The following is a 22,636-nucleotide window of genomic DNA, read 5'->3' as shown; positions in this document are numbered from 1 at the left end:
CCAGTGCGGTTCCGCACACTATGAAAACGCCGGCAAAGACAGTCAGATCAGGCGCTGCGGGCGATCAGAGCTTTGCGAGATCCGGATATAGCCAAAAATGATCTTGAGCCCCTGAAAAAGGACGAAACTCCACCTTCCCGTTCCGTACTTTCATCAACTCGACCACAACCCTCAGTAGCACACTGATTAAACGCAAACCCCATCGCCGCCGTCACCGCCCCGTTCGCAAACTTTCCCCCACTGATCCGAGACGTCGTCCCGCCGACGATCGCCACGGCCGCACCCTGCACGAACACGTCCTTGCTGACACTCATCGCCGCCGGCGTCGCTGCCTTGGCCACGCCCGCCGACAGGAACCCGTGCCCGAACTTTCCGCCCTGCAGCTCGGCGATCGTACCACCGGCAATCCCGTGCGCGACACTGGCCTTTGCAAGCTCCGGTCCGGTGTAGCTGGTACCGAACACGCCCCCGTCGCCGGCCGTGCCGGCGAACTGCTGGCCGATCCCGAAGAAGACCCCGCCGGCGAATGCGCCCCAGAGCGCACCCTCCACGCTGCCGGCGGCCACCGCGCCCGAGGCCGCGCCGCCGAGCACGGCGCTCAGGAACCCCTTGAACGTGAACCCGAAGCCCAGCGTGACCTTCGCCGCGATCACCGAGATCGCGATCGAGACGATCGTCCGGAACGCCTTCTTCAAACTGAAATACCCGCTCGGATCCGTATACGCCAGCGGGTTGTTGTGCACGTAGGTGTAGCGGTTCAGCGTGGTGGCGTCCTCGACGAACGGGTCGGCCTGCAGGAACCGCCCCAGCAAGGCGTCGTAGATCCGACCGTTCATGTGGATCAGGCCCATCTCGTCGACGTGCTCGTGGCCGGTAAAGCCCCTGGGCGTGACCTCCAGCTGGACGGCCGCCCAGGCAGGCGTCATGCCCAGCAGCCACTGCTGCCACACCGAGCCCCAGTGGTCGCCGTCGCGCCGCTGGCCCCAGGCGTCGAAGCCCGTGCGCGACTCGATCAGGCCGTTCTCGTCGCTCATCGCCACGATCGAGCCCAGGTGGTCGGTGTGCAGGTAGCGCACCCGGTCGACACCGCTGGCCGCGTAGAAGGTCGCCAGCGCCACCCCGGCGATCGAGCGGCGGTACTCGCCGCCGGACGATGATGGGTTGCTGCCCTTCCAGACCACCTCCACCGCGCCCACGTAGTGCGTGCGCCGGGCGATCGAGCCGCCCTCCCGGTCCACCCGCAGCGTGCGGGCGCGGTCGGCGCCGTAGTGGAACTCGACCTGGCGCGGGCCGCGGGTGACCCGGCGGAGCTTGTCGTAGCTGGTGTAGTGGAACTGGCGGTCGGTGATGCCGTTGTTCCGGTCCGACGTGACGTTGCCGTTGGCGTCGTAGATGAGCGTGCGCGGCCCGGCCGTCGTGGCGGCGTGCGGGCCGGCGTTGCCGGCGCCGTAGGCATAGTTGGTCTGGCTGCCGGTGCAGCTGGCCGAGGACACGTCGGACTTGCACAGGATATTGCCGGACAGATCGTAGCGCAGCCGCTGGACCGTGCCCAGCGTACCGCCGTTGACCGAGCGCTGGAGGTGAATCAGCCGATCGCGGGCATCGTAGTGGAAGACCTCGCGGTGTGCGTTCAGAACGCCCCATCGGCAAGGCGACCTGGACGAAGCTGGACATCCGCCTGGCCCGCGAGACCGGCGGCGCCGATGCCGACCCGCCCTGGGACGCGTTGATCGGCGTCGGGTTGCTGCGCGAACGACGCGTGATCTACGACGCGGCCGGCGATCGGTTCTGGACCGACGCGGCGCGCTGACCCCCGCCCGCCAAGGTGGCGATCGCTTCGACGGCGGCGGTCACGATCGCCGTGCGGACGGCCACCGCCTCGCGGCCCTCGGCGAAGCGCTGGTTCAACTCGATCTCCAGCGTGTTCAGCTTCGAATCGTCGAACATGCGCCGATGCCAGGCGCCGAGGCCGTCGCTGGTGCCCCGATACGGGCGATTGCGGTGCACGGCGAGATCCGGATCGCGCCCCCGGAGGGCCTTCTGCAGCGCCCTGCAGAACGCGTCCTCGTCCGGGCGCGACGGATCGTGCAGCAGGCCGATGTCGGTACTGCGCACTTTGCCGTCGAGCACCGGCGTGAAGCTGTGGCAGGCCAGGTGGATCACCCGGCCCGGGGCGGCGCGGACGAACTCGGCATAGGCCTGCCAGTGGGACCGCCAGAGGGCGCGGGTCAGTTCCTCTCGCTCGGCGGCGGTCAGCGTCCTGGAGAACGCCGAAAAGCGCTTCGGGTGGTGCTCGGAGCGGTTCAGGTCGACGAGCAGCCGAGTCCAGCGGCCCGTCATGAGTTTCGCGCCCAGCGCCTCGGCGAGCGCGCGGGCCAGCGGCAGGCTGCCCGGGTCCCAGGCGCGGTGCGTCCTCAGCACGTCCCGGCTGTCGTCGAACAGCTCCGCCCAGCGCGAAGGGACCGCGTTGGACGCGTGTTCGGCGGTGATCAGGACCGATAGGGGCGGTTCTCGGCCAGGCATGCGGCCAGCTCCGTGCAGGCATCGACCAGTTCACGCTCGCTCGGAGCGTCGCCCAGCGCGCGGTACAGGCGGGCGGCCAGCGGCCCGTGCTCGAGCAGCAGGGCGATCCGGCCCGACGCATCATCACCCAGCCAGCCGCGCTCCAGCAGTCGGGCCAGTGCGTCAGCGGCGCGCGTCCCCGGCTCGACCCGGTACAGCGCCGCGATTCCGGCGTCGTCGATGACCGCCTCCGGACCGCGCGCCGCGCAGTCGAACAGCAGCGTGGACAGGGCCTCGGTGGCCACCGCCTGCTGGTCGTCGAAGCCGACCCGACCGTCGTAGAAGACCCGCACCAGCGCGACGACGGCCTCGGCGATCGCCAGGTCGATGGACGGGGCTTCCTGCAGGTCGATGATGCGGATCTCGAGGGTCCGGCGCTCGAAGCGGGCGATCGCACCGCGGGAGTTCAGCCAGTCGTCGTTCAGGACGCCGTCCGGGTCCAGCGGTTTCACCGCGTCGTACATCGGCAGGAGGATGCGGGCGTGGTAGTCCTCGATCGAGGTCACCGGCTCGGGCACCACGCGGCCGGAGATCGCCGGAACGGCCTTCTGGTTGTCGCGGTAGAACCTCAATCGATTGTCCAGCCAGCCGCCGAAGCGGCCGTCGAGGTACGGCGAGGCCGCCGACAGGGCCGGAATCAGCGGCAGGGCGACGCGGATCGCCGCGTGCAGCCGGGTGAACTCCTCGTCGGTGGCGAACGGCAGGTTGATGTGCATCGACTGAAGGTTGGACCAGCCGTGGCCGCGGCAGCCGAAGATGCGGTCGTAGGCGGCGTAGATCTCGTTCTGGCCGAAGGGCCACAGCACCGTTTCCCGGTCCGGCTCGAACAGCGGATGCGCCGCGCCCGGCAGCAGGCAGGCACCTTCGGTCTCGAGCCGCCGATTGATCGTCACGAGGTCCCGGTGGAAACGCTCGCCGAGGCCGTCGAGCGTCGGCGCCGGTCCGTTGGTCTTGAGTTCGACGACGTGCCGGACCAGCTCGTTCGACCAGGCGATGTCGCCGTGCGCCACCTCGTTGACGACCTCGCCGGTCTCGTCGTGCAGCAGCACGTCGGCGATCGGTTTCGCGCGCATCGTGGCGCGGTCGACGATCATGTATTCGAGCTCGATACCGTAGCCGGCGAAGGCGTGCAGGAATTCGATCTCGTAGGGCGGATCCAGGGTCGGCATGTCAGTCTCCGGAGCGTCCCGCGGTCAGGCCCTGCTTTCGCGCCTCGATCCGTCGGAGCAGGCTGCCCAGGATTTCGCGGTACAGCGCGCCCTTCAGCACCGCGTCCTCGCAGCCGGCGTCGATCGACGGGTTGTCGTTGACCTCGATGACCAGCACGCGGCCGTCCACTTCCTTCAGGTCGACGCCGTAGAGGCCGTCGCCGATCAGCGAAGCGGCCTTCAGCGCCGTGCGGACCACGCGCTCCGGCGCCTCACCGACGGCCACCGTGTCGGCGTTGCCCTCGTCGGCGCCCTTCTCGCCGTCGTGCTTGATGATCTGCCAGTGACCGCGGGCCATGTAGTAGCGGCACACGTACAGCGGCCGGCCGTCGAGCACCCCGACCCGCCAGTCGAAGTCGGTCGGCAGGTACTCCTGGGCGACGACCAGCTCGGAGTGCTTCAACAGCTTGCGGATCGTGGGCTTGAGCTCCCGGGCTTCGCGCACCTTGACCACGCCGGCGGAGAACGCGCTGTCGGGCTGCTTGAGCACCACCGGCAGGCCGAGTGCGGCTTCGACCTGGTCGATGTTGTCGCGGTGGACCAGCAGCGTCTTCGGCGCGGCGACGTGGTGGCGGGCCAGCAGCTCGGCCAGGTAGACCTTGTTGGTGCACTTCAGGATCGAGTCCGGGTCGTCGATGACGACCAGCCCCTCGGCGGCGGCCTTGCGCGCGAAGCGGAAGGTGTGGTGGTTGACGGCGGTGGTCTCGCGGATGAACAGGCCGTCGAACTCGGCCAGCCGGCCGATGTCGTCGGGGCCGATCCGCTCGACCGCCAGCCCGAGCTCGGCGCCGGCCTTCTCGAAGCGTTTCAGGGCGCGCTCGTCGGACGGCGGGTGGGCCTCGGCCGGGTTGACCAGCATCGCCAGGTCGAACCGCGTCGGTTTGCTGCGCGGCGTGCGCGGACGTTCGCCGGCGAAATACCGGCGCGCCGCCTCGTGAAGGAAGCCCCGGTGGCCCTCCGGCACCTCGGCGAAGTCCAGCGGCGCGATGCGGCGCAGCAGCCACTCGTCGTTGACCCGGGTGAACTCGGCGCGCAGCAGCGGCGCCGGGAACAGCTTGAACAGGGCCCGGCTCAGCGTGTCGTGGCGTTCGGCCAGGTTGCGACCGAAGTAGATCGACAGCACGAAGTGATCCGACTGCAGCGCCTTCAGGCTCTTCTGGATGGCGGCCTGCAGGTCGCCGGACACCAGCCGGACCACCGAGGGGTTCTTCAGGTCCTGCAGCGTGCCGACCGACGGCAGCGGCCGATGGCCGCGCGCGGCGGCCAGCAGCGAGACGTAGTAGCCGGTGGCCTGGTAGCGCAGACTGCGGCAGAGGTTGTAGACACGCACGCCACGCTGGTCCGAACGGGCCGGGTCGGCCAGGTAGTCGCGCGCGGCAACGCACTCGACGCCGGGCAGTTCGGTCAGCCACGGCTCCAGCGTTTCGGCCACCACCCAGTGCTTCATGCGGCGTTTTTCCTCGGCCGGATCACGACCAGGTTGGCGTCGTAGGTCAGCGAGCCGAGCAACACCGCACCGATCACGCGGTCGATATGGACCCGGTAGCGCTGGCTGCCGAGCGGATTGCCGGCCATCGGGTCGGCAATGCCGACCTCGCGGGTGGTCCGGTCGTAGTCGGTCAGCAGCACGAAGTGCCCGACCGGGCGGCCGCGGATGTCGTCGTCTTCGTCGTCCGGGCCCCACTCGCGCATGCTGCGATACAGGTAGGTCGCGCTCAGACCGGTCAGCACCGGATGCCCATCGCGGAGCAGGCGGCGGATCAGGGTGCGGGTCAGGTCGGAGAAGCGCAGCCGGCCGCCGGCGGCCAGGAAGTGAAGGTAGCCGGTCGTGGCAACGGTCAGCTTCGGGTTGTTCTTGGCCCAGGCCTGGGTGCGCAGACGCTCGGCGATGTCGACCCTGCCCTCGAACCAGGTCGGATCGAACACCTCGAGGTTGTAGGTATGGATTTCGGCGGTGTAGCCGCGCGCCAGCGCGTGGTTGGCCAGGAACACGTCCAGCGTCCCGCCGTGGTCGAGCCGGTGGATGGTTTCGATGACTTCGTCGAGGACGATGCCATCGCCGAAGTGCCGATACAGGGCGTGCAGGCAGGTCGGCCCGCAGGTCGTGGTGTCGGGCTGGGCCTCGATCCGCGGCGCACGGCCAGGGGGCGACACGGAACGGTCCTTCAACCGGCCTGGCCGAGCGCCCGGCCGAGGTCTTCGACCAGGTCCTCGAGCGACTCGATGCCGACCGACAGGCGCATCAGCCGGTCGTCGATGCCCAGCCGCTCGCGGACCGCGGCGGCGACCCGCGCGTGGCTGGTCCGGGACGGCTGGCAGATCGTCGATTCGACGCCGGCCAGGCTGACCGCCGGCGCGATGAACTCCAGCGCCGCCAGGAACCGACCGGGATCTCGATCGCCGGCCAGCCGGAAGCCGAGCATGCCGCCGAAGCCGTCCATCTGCCGCCGCGCGATGGCATGGCCGGGATCCTCCGGCAGCCCCGGATAGTACACCTCGGCAATGGCGGCATGCTCGGCCAGCGAGCGGGCCAGCTCCAGCGCACTGGCGCTCTGCCGCTCGACGCGCAGCGCCAGCGTCTTCATCGAGCGCTCGAGCAGGGCGAGGTCCTGGCCGTTCAGGCTGGACCCGAGCCGGATCGCGGCCGGGCGAATCCGGTCGATGAGTTCGGCCGAGCCGGCCAGCGCACCACACAGCAGGTCGGAATGCCCGCCGAAGTACTTGGTCGCCGAGTGCATGACCAGGTCGAAGCCCAGCGCCAGCGGCCGCTGCAGGATCGGCGTGGCGAAGGTGTTGTCGATCGCCGCCAGCACGCCGCGTTCGTTGAGGATGGCTGCGGTCGCCGCCAGGTCGATCACCCGCAGCAGCGGGTTGGTCGGCGATTCGACCCAGGCCAGCCGGGTCCGCGGCTCGATCAGGCCCGCCAGCGTGCCCGGATCGCCGTCCCAGGTCGAATGACGCAGGCCCCAGGGCACCAGCAGCCCGTCGATCAGGTCCGAAGTCCCGCCGTAGAGTCCGTCGAGCAGGATCACGTGATCGCCGGGCTCGAGCAGGCCGAACAGCAGCGCACTGATCGAGCCCAGCCCGGAGGCGGACACCAGCGCATCCTCGGCACCTTCCAGCGCAGCGATCTTGGCCGCCACGACCTGGTGGTTGGGCGTGTTCAGGTAGCGCGGGTACCGTACGCCCTCGCCGCCGGTGTAGTCGTAGGCCGTGGAGGTGACGATCGGTGTGTTCAGGCCGTTCTCGGCCGGCCCCTTGCGCTGACCGGCATGCACACAGAGGGTCGGGAGTCGGGTTCGATCGGTCATGGCGAGCTCGTCGGTGGATCAGGGGTGCATAGCATGCGCTCTTGCCGACCGAAAAACACGGTCGTGCAGATCGATCGATGGCGTGAAGGCTCGCCTTTTCATAGGTTATGTACTATATTTCCGCCCTGTTCCATCGGAATCGCACGAGCAATGTCCCGCGAACTGACCTTCAAGCAGCTCCGCTACTTCTCTGCCCTCGCCGATTGCGAGAATTACCGGAAGGCCGCCGAGCAGTGTGGCATCAGCCAGCCGTCGCTCAGCGCACAGATCGATGGGCTCGAAGCACACCTCGGGGTCCGGCTGGCCGAGCGCGGACGGCGCGGTGCCCAGCTGACGCCCGTCGGCCGCGAAGTCCTGGCCAGGACCCACACCATCCTGCGCGAGGTCCAGGCGCTCGAGGACTACGCCAGTGAAGCGATGAAGACACTCAGCGGCACGCTGCAGTTCGGCGTCAAGACCAGCGTCGGTCCGTACCTGATGCCGCCGGTGGTGCGCCGGCTGCACAAGGAGTTCCCCCAACTGCGCCTGCGCATCCGCGAGGACTTTTCCGAACCGCTGGCCGAACAATTGCTCAACGGCGTCCACGACCTGATCCTGACCGAGATGCCGGCCGGGCGCGGTGACCTGGTCTGTCGTGAACTGTTCGAGGAGCCGCTGCTGATGGTCTGCGCGCTCGACCACCCGCTGGCCGGCGATACGCCGATCCACCCGAGGGAACTCAAGGGCGTCGAGGCGCTGTCGTTCAGCGCCCGGTCGCAATACCACCGCCAGATCGACACCTTCTGCAGGAAACACGGCGCCGAGATCAACGCCCGCTACGACTCGGCCAGCCTCGACGCACTGCGCCTGATGGCCGGCATGGGCACCGGCGTGTGCTTCCTGCCCTACCTGTACGTGGCCTCCGAGATCGACGGTCGCGGCGACGTGGTGGCCCGGCCGATCGAGGGCAATCCGCTGGTCCGGCGGATCGGCCTGGCGTGGCGCAAGAGCACCGGCACCTCGCCGGCGATCCGGCGCATCGGGGATGCCATCCTGCGCGATCTCGAGCGCCACCACCCCGGTCTGGAACGGCTGGACTCCAGCAAGCTGGGCTGAGCGCCGGGCTGCGGTATGCTCGGGCGCACCCGTTCGATGAGCGCAACCGCATGACCGACTTCATTTCGCTGATCCGCGACGTCCCGGACTGGCCCGAGCCCGGCATCGTGTTCAAGGACATCACGCCGCTGCTGGCCCACCCGGAAGGCCTGGCCTGGGCGGTCGATCGACTGTACGAGCCGTTCGTCGGCCACCACATCGACCAGGTCGTCGGCATCGAGTCACGCGGCTTCATCTTCGGTACCGCGGTCGCCCGGGCGCTCGGCGCCGGCTTCATCCCGGTGCGCAAACCCGGCAAGCTGCCGCGCGCCACGCTGCGTCGCGACTACACGCTCGAATACGGCAGTGATGCCGTCGAGATGCACAGCGATGCCGTGCGCCCCGGCGACCGGGTTCTGCTCGTCGACGACGTGCTGGCCACCGGCGGCACCATGGCGGCAAGCTGCGAGCTGGTCAACGACGCCGGCGGCGAGCTGATCGGCTGCGCGGTGCTGATCCGGCTGTCCGCACTGGACGGCGTCGAACGCGTTCCGGTGGCCGTCCACACCGTGCTGGACGCCTGACGCAAGCGCTTCTCATTCCCGGAGACGGTCGGAAGGTGCGGTATCCTCGCGCCTGAAATCCATACCCGAGCCGACCGCACATGAAGGGCGACGCCACCATCATCGAGCACCTGAACAAGGTGCTGAAGAACGAACTGACCGCGATCAACCAGTACTTCCTGCATGCCCGCATGCTCGACGACTGGGGCCTGGAGATCCTCGGCAAGAAGGAATACGCCGAGTCGATCGAGGAAATGCAGCATGCCGACGAGGTCATCAACCGCATCCTGTTCCTCGAAGGCCTGCCCAACCTGCAGGACCTCGGCAAGCTGCGCATCGGCGAGAACGTCCGTGAGCTGCTGGAATGCGACCTGGCGCTCGAACACCAGGCCATCCCCGACCTGCGCGACGCGGTCGAGTATGCCGAGCAGGTCCGGGATTATGTCTCGCGCGATCTGTTCCAGAAGATCCTGAACGACGAAGAAGGCCACGTCGACTGGCTGGAAACCCAGCTTGCCCTGATGGACAAGCTCGGCGAGCAGAACTACCTGCAATCGCAGATGAAACCCGCCAGCGAAGGCTGAACCACCGCCGACTCCGGCCGGGCGCCCTGCCCGGTCGGTCCGATTCGAGAGAGGCCACCCCGATGACCCTGAACCGACTGCTGATCGGCGGTGCGCTGGCGCTGTGCGCGGCCGCCTGCTCGCCGGCGCCCGACGCCACCGCACCGGACGTCGCCCGCGGCGAGCGGCCGGCACCGATCCCGACCGGCCCCGATCCGCACAGTTACGCCAACCACGATGCGGTCGCCATCGACCACATGACGCTGGACCTCGACGTGGACCTTCGTCGGCGCGTGCTCGACGGCTTCGTCGTGCTCGATCTGGAACGCATCGAGGGCGCCGCGGCCGAGCGGCTGGTGCTCGATACCCGCCAGCTCGAGATCCGCGACGTGAATCGGGTCCTGGACGACGACGCCCTCGAACCGCTGTCATGGCGGCTCGGCGAAGGCGATCCCGACCAGCCCTGGCTCGGCCGGCCACTGGTCGTTGCGCTGCCGGGCGGCGCCGACCGGGTCCGCATCGACTACTCGACCACCCCCGAAGCCTACGGCCTGCAGTGGCTCGACGGCCGGCAGACCCTGTCGGGCCGGCCGTTCCTGTTCTCGCAGTCGCAGCCGATCTTCGCGCGCACCTGGGTGCCGCTGCAGGACACGCCGGGCGTTCGCTACACCTTCGACGCCACCGTGCGCGTGCCGCGCGGACTCATCGCCGTGATGGGCGCCGGCGGCAACCCGACCGAGCCGGCCGCCGACGGCACCTACACGTTCACGATGCCGCAGCCGATCCCTTCGTACCTGATGGCGATTGCCGTCGGTGAGCTCGAGTTCCGCGAGATCGGGCCGCGCTCGGGCGTCTACGCCGAACCGTCCCGGCTCGAGGCCGCGGCGTACGAGTTCGGTGAACTGGAAGAAATGATCGACGTCGGCGAGGCGCTCTACGGCGACTACCGCTGGGACCGCTACGACCTGCTGATCCTGCCGCCGAGCTTCCCGTTCGGCGGCATGGAAAACCCGCGCCTGTCGTTCATCACCCCGACCGTGATCGCCGGCGACCGCTCGCTGACCGCGCTGATCGCGCACGAGCTGGCCCACTCCTGGTCCGGCAACCTGGTCACCAACGCCGCCTGGCGCGATCTGTGGCTGAACGAGGGCTTCACCACCTACTTCGAATCGCGGATCGTCGAGAACCTCTACGGCACGCGCCGCAAGGACATGGAAGGCACGCTGGACTTCGAGAACCTCAAGGCCCAGCTCGAGGAACTGAGCGACGCCGAGCAGGTCCTGGCCCGCGACCTGGTCGGCCAGGACCCGGAAGCCTCCTTCACCGGCATCCCCTACGACAAGGGCCGGCTGTTCCTGCAGTGGCTCGAAGCCCGGGTCGGTCGCGAGGCCTTCGATGCCTTCCTGACCGACTACTTCGATCACTTCGCGTTCGAATCCATCGACACCGAAGACTTCCTCGCCTATCTCGACACCACGCTGCTGGCCGAGCACGGCGAACGGGTCACGAAGGCCGAGCTCGAGGAATGGATCTACGCGCCCGGCCTACCCGACGACGCGGTGATCCCGCAGTCCGATGCCTTCGAGATCGTCAACGACTACCGCCGGCAGTGGCTGGCCGGCGAGATCGAGCTGGCCGACATCCCGACCGCCGACTGGACGGTCAGCGAGTGGCGCCGGTTCCTGCTCGGGCTGGGCGATGTCCTGACGCTCGAGCAGATGGCCGAACTCGACGCGGCCTACGACCTGACCGGAAGCGGCAACGTCGAGATCCTGTACCTGTGGCTGGTGCGCGCCATCGAAACCCGCTACGAACCGGGCCTGGAGCGGCTGGAAAGTTTCCTGGTCGACGTCGGCCGCAACAAGTTCACCCGTCCGCTCTACGAAGAACTGGCCGCCACCGACTGGGGCCGCGACCGGGCCATCGAGATCTACCAGCGTGCCCGCCCGCGCTACCACCCGATGACCCGCGCCGCCGCCGAACGCGCGCTGGGCATCGACGGTTGAGGGCGGCTCTTCGCGGTCGTTGCGCCTTGATTTTCTGGAGGATGGACGCGAACCGGGCGAAGGGGTGAAGAACGCGAAGAGAATGTTCTTGGGCGATTCCCTGTGCGTCGACGATCCAGCGGGCGGTGTCGAGGATTCGGGTGGGCTGGCTTCGATCCGCTAGCTGATTCGCGCAAAGACGCAAAGACGCGGAGAGAAAGGCGAAACGCGAACAGGCGTTATTTTTGTTGTTGGTTGTTGGTTGTTGGTTGTTGGTTGTTGGTTGGTGGTGGGTGGCAAGAGCGGTCCGTCGAAGGAGCGCCGACTGCCGAACCCGGAAACCGGATTTTGCCTTTCCCTTCGCGCCTTCGCGCGCGTCCTCCAACGACGATTCCGGCACGCTCGAACCGGGCACAGTCACGGATCAGGCGGCGAGGCCGTGGGGTCGTCGAGGCCGTGTTCGAGGTAGTGGGCGATGGCCTGGTCGTGGCCCGGTAGCGGGGTGATGGGCAGCGGCTCGCCGGTGCGTGCGCGGTGGCGGCGGTCGAGGTCGGCGACGATCTGCGCAGCCAGCGCGTCGGCCAGCAGCAGTTCATCCGGCTGCATCGGCTCGTTGGCGTTCAAACGATGCGCGACCATCAGCGCGGTCCAGTCGCCGAGCCGGTACGAGGCCCGGAACCAGGCCTGGGCCAGCAGCGGATCCACGACCACGCCTTCGGCGCCGGTTCCCAGATAGGAGAAGGCCAGCATCTGCATCGCGTAGTGCGAGCCGCGCGCAGCCAGTTCGACGAAGCAGTCCAGCGCGACTTCCCCCCTGTTGTCTCGAAAGAGCTGCCGGTAGCACTGCTCGTAGGCCGCGAGCTTGTCCTCGCCGGCGCGCCGGGCCAGTTCGGCGTCGCTCATGTTCGAATACCGCTGCACTTCCAGGTCGTCCAGCGGAAATCCGTGCTCGCGCATCCAGGCGCGGCCCGAGCCGGGGCGCGGCTCCGCGCCCGGGTCGTCCTGCGCCGGTTGAAAGGCCGGACGATCGGACGGGGTGCGCAGCCGAGCCGCGGCCTCCGCAGTCTCGGCTCGAAAACGGTCGGCGGTGGGAGTACGAAACGCAGGCGGCGCGGCATCCGGTACCGCTGCAGTCTGCGGCGCACCCTCCTCGACGGGCGAGGCGCCGTGATGCAGTCCCAGCCAGTACGCGCCGGCGATGACCGGCACCAACAGGACGAATCGAACCCTTCCGTTCATCACGATCCTCCATCGGCCCACCTCGCCCCAGTCTACCCACCCCGGCACCCGCGCTCGCACCGGCCACCCAGCGAGCGCTGGGCATCGACGGTCGAGGACGTGCTCTTCGCGATCGTTGCGGCCTTCGCGTCCATCCTCCAAGGCAGCGAGCACGACCCAGAAAGAGGGCACACCCCTCGGCCACGCAAAATCGGCCGCCGAAAGCGTACAATATCGGTCCTGAATTCAACGCCCTGCCCGACGACGATGTTTTCCCAGTCCTACACGCCGGTGAAGTTCGAGCGCGACGCCGAGGTCGTGCTGATTCCCGATGGCCAGGTGCTCGAGCTGCCGGCCGGGACAACCGGGTACCTGACCCAGTCGCTGGGCGGCAGCTTCACGATCTACGTCGACGGCCGCCTGTTCCGGCTCGGCGGCGATGATGCCGACGCGATCGGCCGCGAGCCGCCGGCGCGGCCCGAGCTGCCGGAGAACGCGTCGGACGAGGACTTCGAGGCGCTGGTGGTCCACCAGCTCAAGACCTGCTACGACCCCGAGATCCCGATCAACATCGTCGATCTCGGCCTGGTCTACGAGGTCGACATCCAGCGCAACGATGAAGGCAACCGCGACATCCGGATCGCGATGACGCTGACCGCGCCCGGCTGCGGCATGGGCGACTTCCTGGTCGACGATGTGCGCTCACGGCTGATGATCATCCCGACGGTCGAATCCGTGGACGTGGCGCTGACCTTCGACCCGCCGTGGAACCAGGAAATGATGTCGGAATCCGCGCGCCTCGATACCGGCATGTTCTGAACCGGTGGCGCGCACCGGCCTGGAACGGGATTCCTGCGCGCAGCCGCTGCGCCTCGCCGATGCCTTCGACTACCTCGGCTCGCCCGAGGGCATTCGCTGGGTAGCCGGCTTCTGGTTCGCCATCGTGTTCATCGAAGCGCTGGCGCGCGCACCGATTCCGCTCGGCGGTCTGGCCGCGTTCGTACTGCGCTTCATCGCCTGGTTCATGCTCTACCGGATCGCCTCGGAGACCCTGCTGGAAGCGGCCGACGACACCCCCGGCCTGCCGCGCCGGATCGAAGGCGGCGACGGCCTGGCCTGGCGACACGTGGCGCTCTGGCTGATCGGCACACTGGCGCTGGTCGCGCTCACGCTCTGGGCCGGACCGTTCGGCACGGCCCTCGGCGCGCTCGCCCTGCTGCTGGTCCTGCCCGCCGCGACGATTCTCCTGACCCTCGGCCGCAGCCTGCTGACCGCCCTCTGGCCGCCGTCCTGGCTTCGCCTGGCCGCCCGCCTGGGCCGGCGCGACTACGGCCTGCTGTGCGGCGCACTGCTGGGAATCGGAGCGATCTATGCACTGACCGCGGGCGTCGGCCGCATCGTCCAGCCCGACGGCTGGCTCGGCCCGATCGCGCAGTTCACGGTCTGGAGCGCCGGCGTCCTTGGCTGGTTCCACCTGGCCGGGCGCGCCGTGGCCGTTCACCGTGAGGACCTCAACCTGACCGATCCCGACACCGAGGTCGAACCGGAACCCGAACGCTTCACCCGCGACCCGGACGCACTGTGGGAAGAAATCCGCAGCCGCGGCGGTTCGCGCGCGATGCACGCCGAGCTGGCCCGCCACCTGGTCGTCGACGGACCACCCGACCGGCGGCTGACCCACGGCCGAATGCATATCGAGGCGCTGCTGCTGGCCTTCGAGGACCCGGTCGAGGCCGTGGATCGTAGTGCAGCGATGCTGGACCTGGACCCGGGTTTCTGCCTGTCGGACGCCGAGGTCATGCGCGCACTCGTCGTGGCGGCTGCCGACCAGGACCACCCCGATCTCGCGATGCGCTTCGCGGAGAATTTCCTGGCGGTGTTCGCCAACTCGGCCAAAGCCACGAGCGTCAGACTGCGGGCCTGCGAACTGCTCGCCGATCGGCCCGAGCACCCCGGGCGCGCGCTGGCCGCCGACTGGTTGGCCGAACTGAACGCCGGCGACGTGCCCGACGCCCTGCAGGCCCGTCTCGAGGCGGTCAACGCCCGCTGGGCACGGGGCGCCTGACGAGAAAGGCCGCAAAGCAGAAAGTGCGCGCGAAGACGCCAAGAGAACGGCGAAACGCGAACAAGCGTTGCCTGGTTGTCAGTTGGTCGTGTCGGTTGTTTGCGCTGGCGGAATCCGGAACCCGGATTTCTGCCTGTCCGTTCGCGTCTCTGCGCCTCTGCGAGACCCGTCTTCAGGAAGCGTTCAACGCCCGAACAATTTCCCTGCCAGACCGATCGCGCCCGACAGGCCGCCGATCGACTCCAGCGAACCGCCGCTGGATGCCCGGTCGACCATCGTCGGCACGGCCTCCTGCAAGCCCGACAGCGCTGTACCCTCGTCCAGCCCGAGCTTGCCGGCAAAGCTGCGGATGGAGTCACGACCGAACAGTTCGACCAGCTGACCGGCATCGATGCCGGCGTTGCCGCCGTCGCCGAGCCAGGTCTCGGCCATTGCAGCCAGGCCCCCTCCCTGCATCCTGCCGACCAGCGAGGCCAGGTCGACGTTCCTGCCCTTGCCCGGCAGGAGCCCGGCCAGCGCATCCATGATCGTGTCCAGCGACAGCGAGCCGGTGATCTGGTCGGCCACGCCGGATTGAAAGGCCTGCGCGCCGATCTTCAGCAGTTCCTGGATATTCATGGTCCACAACCCTCTTCATCCCCGCGCCGACCGCCGGCACGTTCGGCTTCATTCTACGGAGAATCGGCGAGGCCGATCAGCCCTTCGGTCGCTTCGACCCGACCGTCGGCGTCGACGACCAGTGCGCGATCCAATCCCATGGCGTCGGCCACCATCCGCCAGGCGTCGGGTCCGGCCACGACCAGCGCCGTCGCGCCGGCGTCGGCGCGGAGCGGATCGGCGTGGATCACGGTGGCCTGCATCACCGCATCGACCGGGCGACCGGTGAACGGGCTCAGGATGTGCGCGTAGCGCTCGCCGTCGAATTCTCCGAATCGGTAGTCGTTGCCGGAGGTGAATACGGCCACCGGTTCCCGGATCTCCAGCGTGGTCAACACGCCTCCGGCCGGGTCGCGAAGGCCGACGCGCCACGCACGAGCGCCCGGCCCGCAGACCGCGACGTCACCGCCGGCATTGACCAGCGCGTCGGTGATTTCGACCCCGGCGAGCAGTTCGCAAGCGCGCCGCACCGCCAGGCCCTTGGCGAGGCCGGAAAAATCCAGCTGCACACCGCGAGCTCGCGCCCGAACGGTGCGCCCATCGAGGACCAGCGAGCGCATCGACGGCTGCCAGGCCAGGCGCTCGGCAACCGCCGCATCGCTCGGCGGCGGATCGGTGATCGGGTAGGCGGAGGTGTGGAAGCCCCAGAGCGCCACCAGCGCCCCGATCGCCGGATTGAACCGGCCCATCGATTCGGTTTCCAGCCTTGTGCCGACTTCGATCAGTTCGGCCAGATCCGGCGTGGTGCGATGGCGACCGCCACGGGCCAGTTCGGCGTTCAACTCGGTCAAGGCGCCGGGTTCCCACGGATGCCACTCGCGGTGCATGCGCTGGAATTCCGGTCCCAGCAAGCGGAAGGCGTTCGCCGCGTGGGCTTCGGTGACGCCGCGCAGGCGGACTTCGACCTCGGTGCCGAACACGAAGAAGGTCGCATCGTGGTCGCCTTCCGGCGGCATGCAAGCGGCCAGCAGAATCGAGGCCAGGATCACTGCGGCGGCCGGGCCGCCGCGTGTTCGGCTCGAGGGCGCGAGCGAACGCCTACCGGCGCCAGGCCAGCGCCAGGAACACCCGTCGGTCCGGCGCATTGAAGCCGGCCAGCGGTTCGTAGTCCTCGTCGGCGAGGTTGTCAACGCGCACCTCCGCAGTCCAGTCCCGGCCCAGCGCAATCGCGCCGCGCAGGTTGACGAGGGTATACGAATCCAGCGACAGGCCGCCGACGTCCAGGCGCGTGCCGACATGAAGCAGTTCCGCGCCGAGGCGGTGCCCGCCGTCGAGCCGCCAGCCGCCGGACCAGGCATAGCGGGCCTCGGCACGGCGCAAAAGGTCGCGATCGGCGGCGAGGTCCTGCGGATCCTGCCAGGTGGCGCTGGCTTCGCTGTACCAGCGCTCGGCGGAGTATCGATGGGTCAGTTCGACGCCGCGGATCCGCGCCTCGTTGATGTTGATGGCCTGGAAGTCGACGCCGGAGAAGTCGATCAGATCATCGATGCGGTTCCGATACACGCTGAGCGTCAACGCCTGGCGTTCGGTGGGCCGCCAGTCCAGGCCGGCTTCGACTGACCAGGACCGCTCGGGATCGAGGTCCGGGTTGCCGGCGAACAGGCCGCCGAAGCCCGGCGAATACAGCTGGCTGAAGTTCGGCGCCCGGAATGCACGACCGATCGATCCGAAGGCCCGCCAGCGCTCGCCGAATCGATAGCCGACCGCCGCGTTGCCGGTCAGTTCGGTGCCGAATTCGCTGTCGCGGTCGGCCCGCACGGCGGCTTCCCAGTCCAGCGCGCCGCGTGCGCCTTCCAGCCCGGTGAACAGGCCGAGATTGAATCGGTCCTCGTTCCACTGATCGGCCGATTCGCCGTCTTCCTGCCAGGCATCGGCGCCGATCAGCCAGGTCGCCGCGCCAAGCGTCCGCTCGGCCTGCAGGTCGAGCTGCAGCCGCCGGGTTTCGACCCGGCTGCGGCCGAAGCCGGTCTCGGTCTCGAGTTCATCCGACAGCAGGCCGCCTCCGAGGCGCAGCCGCCAGTCACCGTGCCGCCGCGAGAAGTCGATCCGCAGCGACCCGTTGTCGAACTCGCTGACGCCCTGGTCGAACTCGGTTTCGCCGCGGGCGAAGCGGCCACGCCAGTCGAGCCGGCCACCGCCGACCGCGTGGCGGCCGCCGATCGCAGCGGAGAGGTTCTCGAACCCGTCGTCATCGGGGTCGAAGGCAAATCCGCTCTCGTTCTGCGCCGAGAACCCGTCGACCTTGCGCCAGGCGGCGGTCAGGTCCAGGGCGTGGTCTTCGCTGCCCCCGCCCACCGAGACGCTGGCCGAGCGGTCCCGATCGGATCCGTACGCAACCCGCGCCGATGCGCCTTCGGCCCGCCGGGTGAAGATCTGGATCACGCCGCCGATCGCGTCCGACCCCCAGCGCGCCGCGCGCGGGCCGCGCACGATCTCGATCCGCTCGATCAGCGCCGGATCGAGGATCTCCCAGGTGAAGGCCCCGGTGCCGCTGGCGCTGACCCGAACGCCGTCGATCAGCACCAGGACGTGGTTGGAGTTGGTTCCGCGCAGGAACACGCTGGTCTGACCGCCCGGCCCACCCGGCCGGGCCACGTCGATGCCGGCTTCCAGCCGCAGCAGCTCGGCCAGGTCCGGGGCCTGCGAGGCCTCGATGCGTTCGCGCGTGATCACGCTGACGCGCGCCGGCACGTCGGCCTCACGCTGCTCGGTGCGGTTCGCGGTCACGACCAGCGGATCGATCTCGACCACCGCGCCGGCATCGGGCGCTGCGCCGGAGGAGCCGGAGGCCATCAGCAGGCAAAGGGAAAGGGCAGAAACAACGGACAGGGCCCGACGGCCCGTGAAACATTCGAACTTCAGCATGGAAACGGTCTCCCGGCGCACGCCCGCGCCTTCGGCGCCGCATCGGTGCATGGAGACCACGGATCCGCGTCGGGAACCCCGAACGCATCCACGATCCCGACCACCCTCCGCGGCGGGTTGACGATGGGTTCGAGGCCGGTCTCCTGGCTTCCGGCGGGGCCCTGGCCCACGGAGCCGATCCCTTCCCGGCGCAGCGCGCCAGTGGTTGCCGATCGGTTCGCCCGCACATCGCAGGGGATGCACGGCGCCGGTTCACAGTTGCGGGGGCAGCGCCGGATTTCCACCGGCTTCCCGTTTCACCCCGCCGGACGCGCAAACGCCGGACGGGACACCTGGAACCTTGATGACTTGCCCGGAATCCTCCCCGGACGCAGCGAAGTATACAGAACGTGAAGGCCGGGCTCCGGTCGGCGTTGGGGCCGGTTCTTTCCGGATGATGCGCGCGAAGGCGCGAAGGGGAACACGGGAAAATGGAAACTCGGTTTACGGTTTCGGGTTTCCGCAACCCGCCTTATCTCCGACCCACCGTCTGCGCAGCCCACTTTCCGCGACCGGCAACCAGCAACGAGCCATCCCGATCGGCTGCTGTTTTCTTCGCACCTTTGCGTCGTTGCGCGCACCCTCCAAGGGAGCGAAGGCACCGTGCTCCAACGACAACGCCCCCGGAGCACGGGTAGCGCTCCGGGGGCGTCGGTTCTCGAACCGGTTCTACCCGGCGTTCTCGCCTGTTCTCTTCGCGCCTTTGCGCGGGCGCCCTGGAGAATCGGCCGCACGACTCGATTGGTGCGCCGACCTCTACGCCGCGTCGCGGATGGCCTCGCCCTTGTCGGACAGCCCGGCCTGCAGCTCGCGGATGTCGAAGTCGTCGACCGCGACGATTTCGAGCACGCGCTCGCGCACGCCCTCGAGGAATTTCTTCTCGTCGACCGACAGAATCTTGGCCTCGACCGCGGAGTCGAGCTGTTCTTCGAAGGTATAGCCGGAAATCTTCCCGGCCCGCAGGGCCTTCAGCATTCGCCGTTCCAGCGGCTCGGCGGCAATGACGTCGGGCAGCAGCGCTTCCATGTTGCCGATGACCCAGCCCTCCCGGTCCTTGGTGTAGCAGCCGCGGGTCAGGCGCTCACGGGTTTCCGAGGGCGACAGCATCAGCGCTGCGACCTTGTGGCCGAGGCGGTCGTTCGGCCGACGCTCGTTGGCGCCCAGCGGGAACACGATGCGGCGCAGGATCGGCCGGGCGAAGGCGATCGGATAATTGTCGATCACGCCCTTCAATGCCTCCTGGATGCGGTAGATCGCGTCGTGGAAGGCCCAGGCCATGATCGGCTGGTCAGCGGCCGGGCGGCCTTCGTACTCGAAGCGGCGCAGCATGGACGCGGAGATGTAGAGCCAGCTCAGGGCATCGCCGAGACGTCCGGAGATCTTCTCCTTCATCTTCAGCTTGCCGCCGTAGGTCAGCATGGCCACATCGGCCATCAGCGCGAACGACGCCGCGTAGCGGCTGAGCTTGCGGTAGTACCTCCGGGTCTGACGATCACCGGGCACCGCGGCGAAGCGGGCCAGGCTCATGCCCAGCACGAACGAGCGCGACGCACAGGACATGCTGTGACCGATGTGGCTGAACAGCAGCCGGTCGAATTCCTTCAGCTGCTCGTCCTCGTCCTCGATGGACAGCGCCTCGAGTTCCTTGAGCACGTACGGATGGCAGCGGATCGCGCCCTGGCCGAAGATCATCATCGACCGGGTCAGGATATTGGCGCCCTCGACGGTGATCCAGATCGGCGCCCCCTGCCAGCCGCGGCCGAGGTAGTTGCGCGGCCCGAGGATGATGCCCTTGCCGCCGTGGATGTCCATGGCGTCCTTGAGCACTTCGCGCGACAGTTCGGTGGCGTGGTACTTGCCGATCGCACCCGGAACCGCCGGCTTCTCGCCGGCATCGACGGCCGAGGCGGTCTGGCGCGACAGCGCGCTGGTCGCGTAGGTGTAGGAGGCGATCCGGGCCAGCGCTTCCTCGACGCCTTCGAAGCGGCCGATCGGCAGGTTGAACTGCTTGCGGATCCGGGCGTAGGCGCCGGTGGCCAGGCAGGCCAGCTTGGCACCGCCGGTGGTCGATGACGGCAGCGAAATCGCGCGGCCGACCGACAGCGACTCGACCAGCATCTTCCAGCCCTGACCGGCGTACTCGGTGCCGCCGAGCAGGAAGTCCAGCGGCACGAACACGTCCTTGCCGCGCACCGGGCCGTTCGGGAACGGGTTGTTCAGCGGGAAATGACGGCGGCCGACGTCGAGGCCGGGCGTCGAACGCGGCAGCAGCGCCACCGAGATGCCGATGTCCTCGGTCTCGCCGAGCAGGCCGTCGGGGTCGTACAGCCGGAACGCCAGGCCGATCACGGTGGCGACGGGCGCCAGCGTGATGTAGCGCTTTTCGAAGGTCAGCCGGATGCCGAGCGTCTTCCTGCCTTCCCACTCGCCTTCGCAGACCACGCCGTAATCGGCGATCGAGGTCGCATCCGAGCCGGCCGTCGTCGAAGTCAGCGCGAAGCACGGAATGTCCTCGCCAGCGGCCAGGCGCGGAAGGTAGTGGTTCTTCTGCTCGTCGGTTCCGTAGTGCAGCAGCAGCTCGGCCGGTCCCAGCGAATTGGGCACGGCGACCACCGAACCGGCGGTGGCGCTCATACCGCCGACCTTCTCGAGCACCGCCCGGTGGGCGATCGCCGAAAACTCCAGGCCACCGTAGGACTTCGGGATGATCATGCCGAAGAACTTGTGCTTCTTCAGGTGATCCCAGACCTGCGGCGACAGGTCGGCGCGGTAGTGGGTGAATTCCCACTCGTCGATCATGTCGCACAGTTCCTCGACCGGCCCGTCGAGGAAGGCCTGCTCTTCCATGCTGAGCTCGGGCAGCGGCTGGTCGATCAGCTTGCGCCAGTTGGGCCGGCCGGTGAACAACTCGCCCTCGAAGCCGACCGTGCCGGCATCCAGCGCCACCTGCTCGGTCTCCGAAATCTGCGGGACCATCTTGCGGAAGGTCTTCAGGATCGGCTGGGTGATGAAGGCACGCCGCCAGGGAAGGTAGTTCAGCAGGGTCGCGGCTGCGGCGAACAGCAGCCAGACCAGGGTCAGCGACAGCCAGCCGGGCTCACCGGCCAGGGTAAAGGCCAGCAGCGTCGCGCCGAACGCGGCAGTCCCCACCGTCAGTGAGGTCTTCAGGAAACTGCAGGCCACGGTCACGGCGAGCAGCGCCAGCAGGAACAGCAGCATCATCATTTCGTGTCTCCTTGGCCGGTGTGCTTCTTCAGGAACGGAATCACGACCTGGAGGAATCGATCGTTGACGTCGCCGGCGACCATGTGGGTCGCGTTCGGCACCTCGACGTGTTCGGCGTGGGGCGCAAGCTTCAGGAATTCCTCGACGTGCTCGTCGAAGATCAACTCGCTCTTTCCGCCCGACACCAGCAGCGTGGGCTTCTTGAGCTTGCGACTGGCCGATTTCAGGCGGCTCTGGAGGTTCCGGCTCTTCTCGGCCAGGGCCAGCATCGCCGGGTCCCAATGCCAGTACCAGCGGCCATCCTTGCCTTCACGAAGATTGCGGCGCAGGCCCTCGTCGGTGGCCGCGCTGCGGCGGTGCGGGAGGAAGTTCCTGACCGCCTGACGGGCCTCGTCGAGGGATTCGAACCCGTTCGGGTGCTGGCGCATGAAGGCCAGCATCGCCTCGACACCCTTGTCGTCCCAGCGCGGCGCGATATCGACCAGCACCAGCGCCTTGAGCTCGGCGATCGGCTTCTCGGAATGGGCCAGGAGCGCGGTCAGGCCGCCCATCGATGCACCGACCAGCAGCGGCGGGTGCGGCAGCGAGGAACAGACCCGGCGGAAATCCTCGACGAACATTTCGAAGTCGTAGCGGTTGTGCGGTGCGCGGTCGGAATTGCCGTGGCCGCGTGCGTCGTAACTGACCGCCTGCCAGCCGCTGGCGGCCAGGTACCGGGCCGTGGTCTCCCAGGCGTGCTGGGTCTGGCCGAATCCGTGGGCCAGCAGCACGCAGGGGGCGCGATCGTGCCCGAGGTAGCGGACGTCCAGCCGCACGCCGTCGTCGGTCCAGATCTGGCGACGCCGGATCTCGTGCGTGTTGAGGCTTCGTATTGCTTCCATACGGCACAGTATGGGGGCATGAATCCCCGTCGTCAATGGAGTTCCGGGGTCGGCGGCGGTGCCGCGAGGCGCCCGGTCCGGATCCCGGTTTCAGGCGTCCAGGTCGGGAATCAGCTTCGATTCCCAGTACGCGATCTGGTCCTTCAGGCGCAGTTTCCGCTTCTTCAACCGGGTCAGTTGCAGCTGGTCCGGTGCGGGCGCCTCGCCAAGCCGGTGGATCGCATCGTCGAGATCGCGGTGCTGGACCTTGAGCTCGGCGAGGAACTCGGCGATATCGGACGGCGAATCGTTCATCAAGCGGTTCCGTGCGATTCCGGAACGGCTCCGGGCCGCCCAGTGTAGCGCAGGCTGCCCGCCGCCCGAAACCCCGGAACGGGTATCCTTGGCGGCGACACATATCCAACCCCGCGGAGGCGGAGC

At 68.4% G+C, this 22,636-nt stretch carries 20 protein-coding genes and 1 riboswitch; of the genes, 7 read left to right on the top strand and 13 right to left on the bottom strand.

What is annotated here, in order from left to right:
- Positions 1 to 47 precede the first annotated feature (47 nt).
- The gene (locus HFP89_RS16370) at positions 48 to 1,493 is read right to left on the bottom strand and encodes an RHS repeat-associated core domain-containing protein (protein WP_168718261.1); all 1,446 of its coding nucleotides are present in this window, start codon (positions 1,491 to 1,493) and stop codon (positions 48 to 50) included.
- Between the two features lie 131 nt (positions 1,494 to 1,624).
- Between HFP89_RS16370 and HFP89_RS13825 the strand changes: the two genes are divergently transcribed.
- Positions 1,625 to 1,810 carry a hypothetical protein gene (locus HFP89_RS13825; RefSeq protein WP_168718260.1) on the top strand — a complete coding sequence of 62 codons (186 nt, stop codon included), beginning with the start codon at positions 1,625 to 1,627 and terminating at the stop codon, positions 1,808 to 1,810.
- Here the strand turns inward: HFP89_RS13825 and HFP89_RS13820 are convergent.
- Genes HFP89_RS13820 through HFP89_RS13800 form a run of 5 tightly spaced genes read right to left on the bottom strand, consistent with a single transcriptional unit; the run spans position 1,765 to position 7,081 of the window.
- Positions 1,765 to 2,523 carry an N-formylglutamate amidohydrolase gene (locus tag HFP89_RS13820; protein WP_168718259.1) on the bottom strand — a complete coding sequence of 253 codons (759 nt, stop codon included), beginning with the start codon at positions 2,521 to 2,523 and terminating at the stop codon, positions 1,765 to 1,767. The two genes, HFP89_RS13825 and HFP89_RS13820, sit on opposite strands and share 46 nt — an antisense overlap.
- Positions 2,490 to 3,731 carry a glutamate-cysteine ligase family protein gene (locus HFP89_RS13815; RefSeq protein ID WP_168718258.1) on the bottom strand — a complete coding sequence of 414 codons (1,242 nt, stop codon included), beginning with the start codon at positions 3,729 to 3,731 and terminating at the stop codon, positions 2,490 to 2,492. The genes HFP89_RS13820 and HFP89_RS13815 overlap by 34 nt, the downstream gene beginning before the upstream one ends.
- A gap of 1 nt (position 3,732) precedes the next feature.
- On the bottom strand, positions 3,733 to 5,217 hold the full coding sequence (locus HFP89_RS13810; RefSeq protein WP_168718257.1) for a RimK family protein: 1,485 nt from the start codon (positions 5,215 to 5,217) through the stop codon (positions 3,733 to 3,735).
- Complete coding sequence (locus tag HFP89_RS13805; RefSeq protein WP_206212382.1) at positions 5,214 to 5,924, bottom strand: hypothetical protein; 711 nt, start codon at positions 5,922 to 5,924, stop codon at positions 5,214 to 5,216. The genes HFP89_RS13810 and HFP89_RS13805 overlap by 4 nt, the downstream gene beginning before the upstream one ends.
- Positions 5,925 to 5,935: 11 nt before the next feature.
- Complete coding sequence (locus HFP89_RS13800; RefSeq protein WP_168718256.1) at positions 5,936 to 7,081, bottom strand: PLP-dependent aspartate aminotransferase family protein; 1,146 nt, start codon at positions 7,079 to 7,081, stop codon at positions 5,936 to 5,938.
- A 150-nt stretch (positions 7,082 to 7,231) separates the two neighbouring features.
- On the opposite strand from HFP89_RS13800, the gene HFP89_RS13795 reads away from it, so the two are divergent.
- The 4 genes from HFP89_RS13795 (at position 7,232) to HFP89_RS13780 (ending at position 11,287) form a co-directional block, all read left to right on the top strand.
- Positions 7,232 to 8,176, top strand: coding sequence for a hydrogen peroxide-inducible genes activator (locus tag HFP89_RS13795; protein ID WP_168718255.1), 945 nt, complete (start codon positions 7,232 to 7,234; stop codon positions 8,174 to 8,176).
- Between the two features lie 50 nt (positions 8,177 to 8,226).
- Positions 8,227 to 8,739, top strand: a complete 513-nt coding sequence (locus HFP89_RS13790; protein ID WP_168718254.1) for an adenine phosphoribosyltransferase — start codon at positions 8,227 to 8,229, stop codon at positions 8,737 to 8,739.
- 80 nt (positions 8,740 to 8,819) lie between these two features.
- Positions 8,820 to 9,302: a bacterioferritin gene (gene bfr, locus HFP89_RS13785; protein WP_168718253.1), complete on the top strand. Its 483-nt coding sequence runs from the start codon at positions 8,820 to 8,822 to the stop codon at positions 9,300 to 9,302.
- A gap of 62 nt (positions 9,303 to 9,364) precedes the next feature.
- A complete protein-coding gene (locus tag HFP89_RS13780) occupies positions 9,365 to 11,287 on the top strand; it encodes a M1 family metallopeptidase (protein ID WP_168718252.1) in 1,923 nt (640 codons plus the stop codon).
- A 396-nt stretch (positions 11,288 to 11,683) separates the two neighbouring features.
- Here HFP89_RS13780 and HFP89_RS13775 read toward each other — a convergent pair whose 3' ends face one another.
- Positions 11,684 to 12,505, bottom strand: a complete 822-nt coding sequence (locus tag HFP89_RS13775) for a hypothetical protein (protein ID WP_168718251.1) — start codon at positions 12,503 to 12,505, stop codon at positions 11,684 to 11,686.
- A gap of 246 nt (positions 12,506 to 12,751) precedes the next feature.
- On the opposite strand from HFP89_RS13775, the gene sufT reads away from it, so the two are divergent.
- A complete protein-coding gene (gene sufT / locus HFP89_RS13770; protein ID WP_168718250.1) occupies positions 12,752 to 13,303 on the top strand; it encodes a putative Fe-S cluster assembly protein SufT in 552 nt (183 codons plus the stop codon).
- A gap of 4 nt (positions 13,304 to 13,307) precedes the next feature.
- Positions 13,308 to 14,549 carry a hypothetical protein gene (locus HFP89_RS13765; protein ID WP_168718249.1) on the top strand — a complete coding sequence of 414 codons (1,242 nt, stop codon included), beginning with the start codon at positions 13,308 to 13,310 and terminating at the stop codon, positions 14,547 to 14,549.
- Positions 14,550 to 14,732: 183 nt separating this feature from the next.
- Here HFP89_RS13765 and HFP89_RS13760 read toward each other — a convergent pair whose 3' ends face one another.
- From HFP89_RS13760 to HFP89_RS13735, 6 genes are all read right to left on the bottom strand, one after another.
- Positions 14,733 to 15,167: a YidB family protein gene (locus HFP89_RS13760; protein WP_168718248.1), complete on the bottom strand. Its 435-nt coding sequence runs from the start codon at positions 15,165 to 15,167 to the stop codon at positions 14,733 to 14,735.
- Between the two features lie 53 nt (positions 15,168 to 15,220).
- Positions 15,221 to 16,195, bottom strand: a complete 975-nt coding sequence (locus tag HFP89_RS13755; protein ID WP_168718247.1) for an FAD:protein FMN transferase — start codon at positions 16,193 to 16,195, stop codon at positions 15,221 to 15,223.
- A gap of 49 nt (positions 16,196 to 16,244) precedes the next feature.
- Positions 16,245 to 18,071: a TonB-dependent receptor gene (locus HFP89_RS13750; RefSeq protein WP_168718246.1), complete on the bottom strand. Its 1,827-nt coding sequence runs from the start codon at positions 18,069 to 18,071 to the stop codon at positions 16,245 to 16,247.
- Positions 18,072 to 18,186: 115 nt separating this feature from the next.
- Positions 18,187 to 18,422, bottom strand: a riboswitch (cobalamin riboswitch).
- Positions 18,423 to 18,866: 444 nt separating this feature from the next.
- The gene (locus HFP89_RS13745) at positions 18,867 to 21,335 is read right to left on the bottom strand and encodes an acyl-CoA dehydrogenase (protein WP_168718245.1); all 2,469 of its coding nucleotides are present in this window, start codon (positions 21,333 to 21,335) and stop codon (positions 18,867 to 18,869) included.
- Entirely contained in the window at positions 21,332 to 22,216 is an 885-nt protein-coding gene (locus HFP89_RS13740; RefSeq protein ID WP_168718244.1) for an alpha/beta hydrolase, read from the bottom strand. Before HFP89_RS13740 ends, HFP89_RS13745 begins: the two co-directional genes overlap by 4 nt.
- A gap of 90 nt (positions 22,217 to 22,306) precedes the next feature.
- Positions 22,307 to 22,510 (bottom strand): DUF465 domain-containing protein, encoded by a 204-nt coding sequence (locus tag HFP89_RS13735; protein WP_168718243.1) that lies wholly within the window; start codon positions 22,508 to 22,510, stop codon positions 22,307 to 22,309.
- Positions 22,511 to 22,636: the final 126 nt, after the last annotated feature.

Origin of the sequence: Wenzhouxiangella sp. XN79A (assembly GCF_012272825.1) — a bacterium.
Classification (GTDB): domain Bacteria; phylum Pseudomonadota; class Gammaproteobacteria; order Xanthomonadales; family Wenzhouxiangellaceae.
The sequence above is the reverse complement of the archived record's forward strand: the minus strand, read 5'-3'. Positions and strand labels throughout refer to the sequence as shown.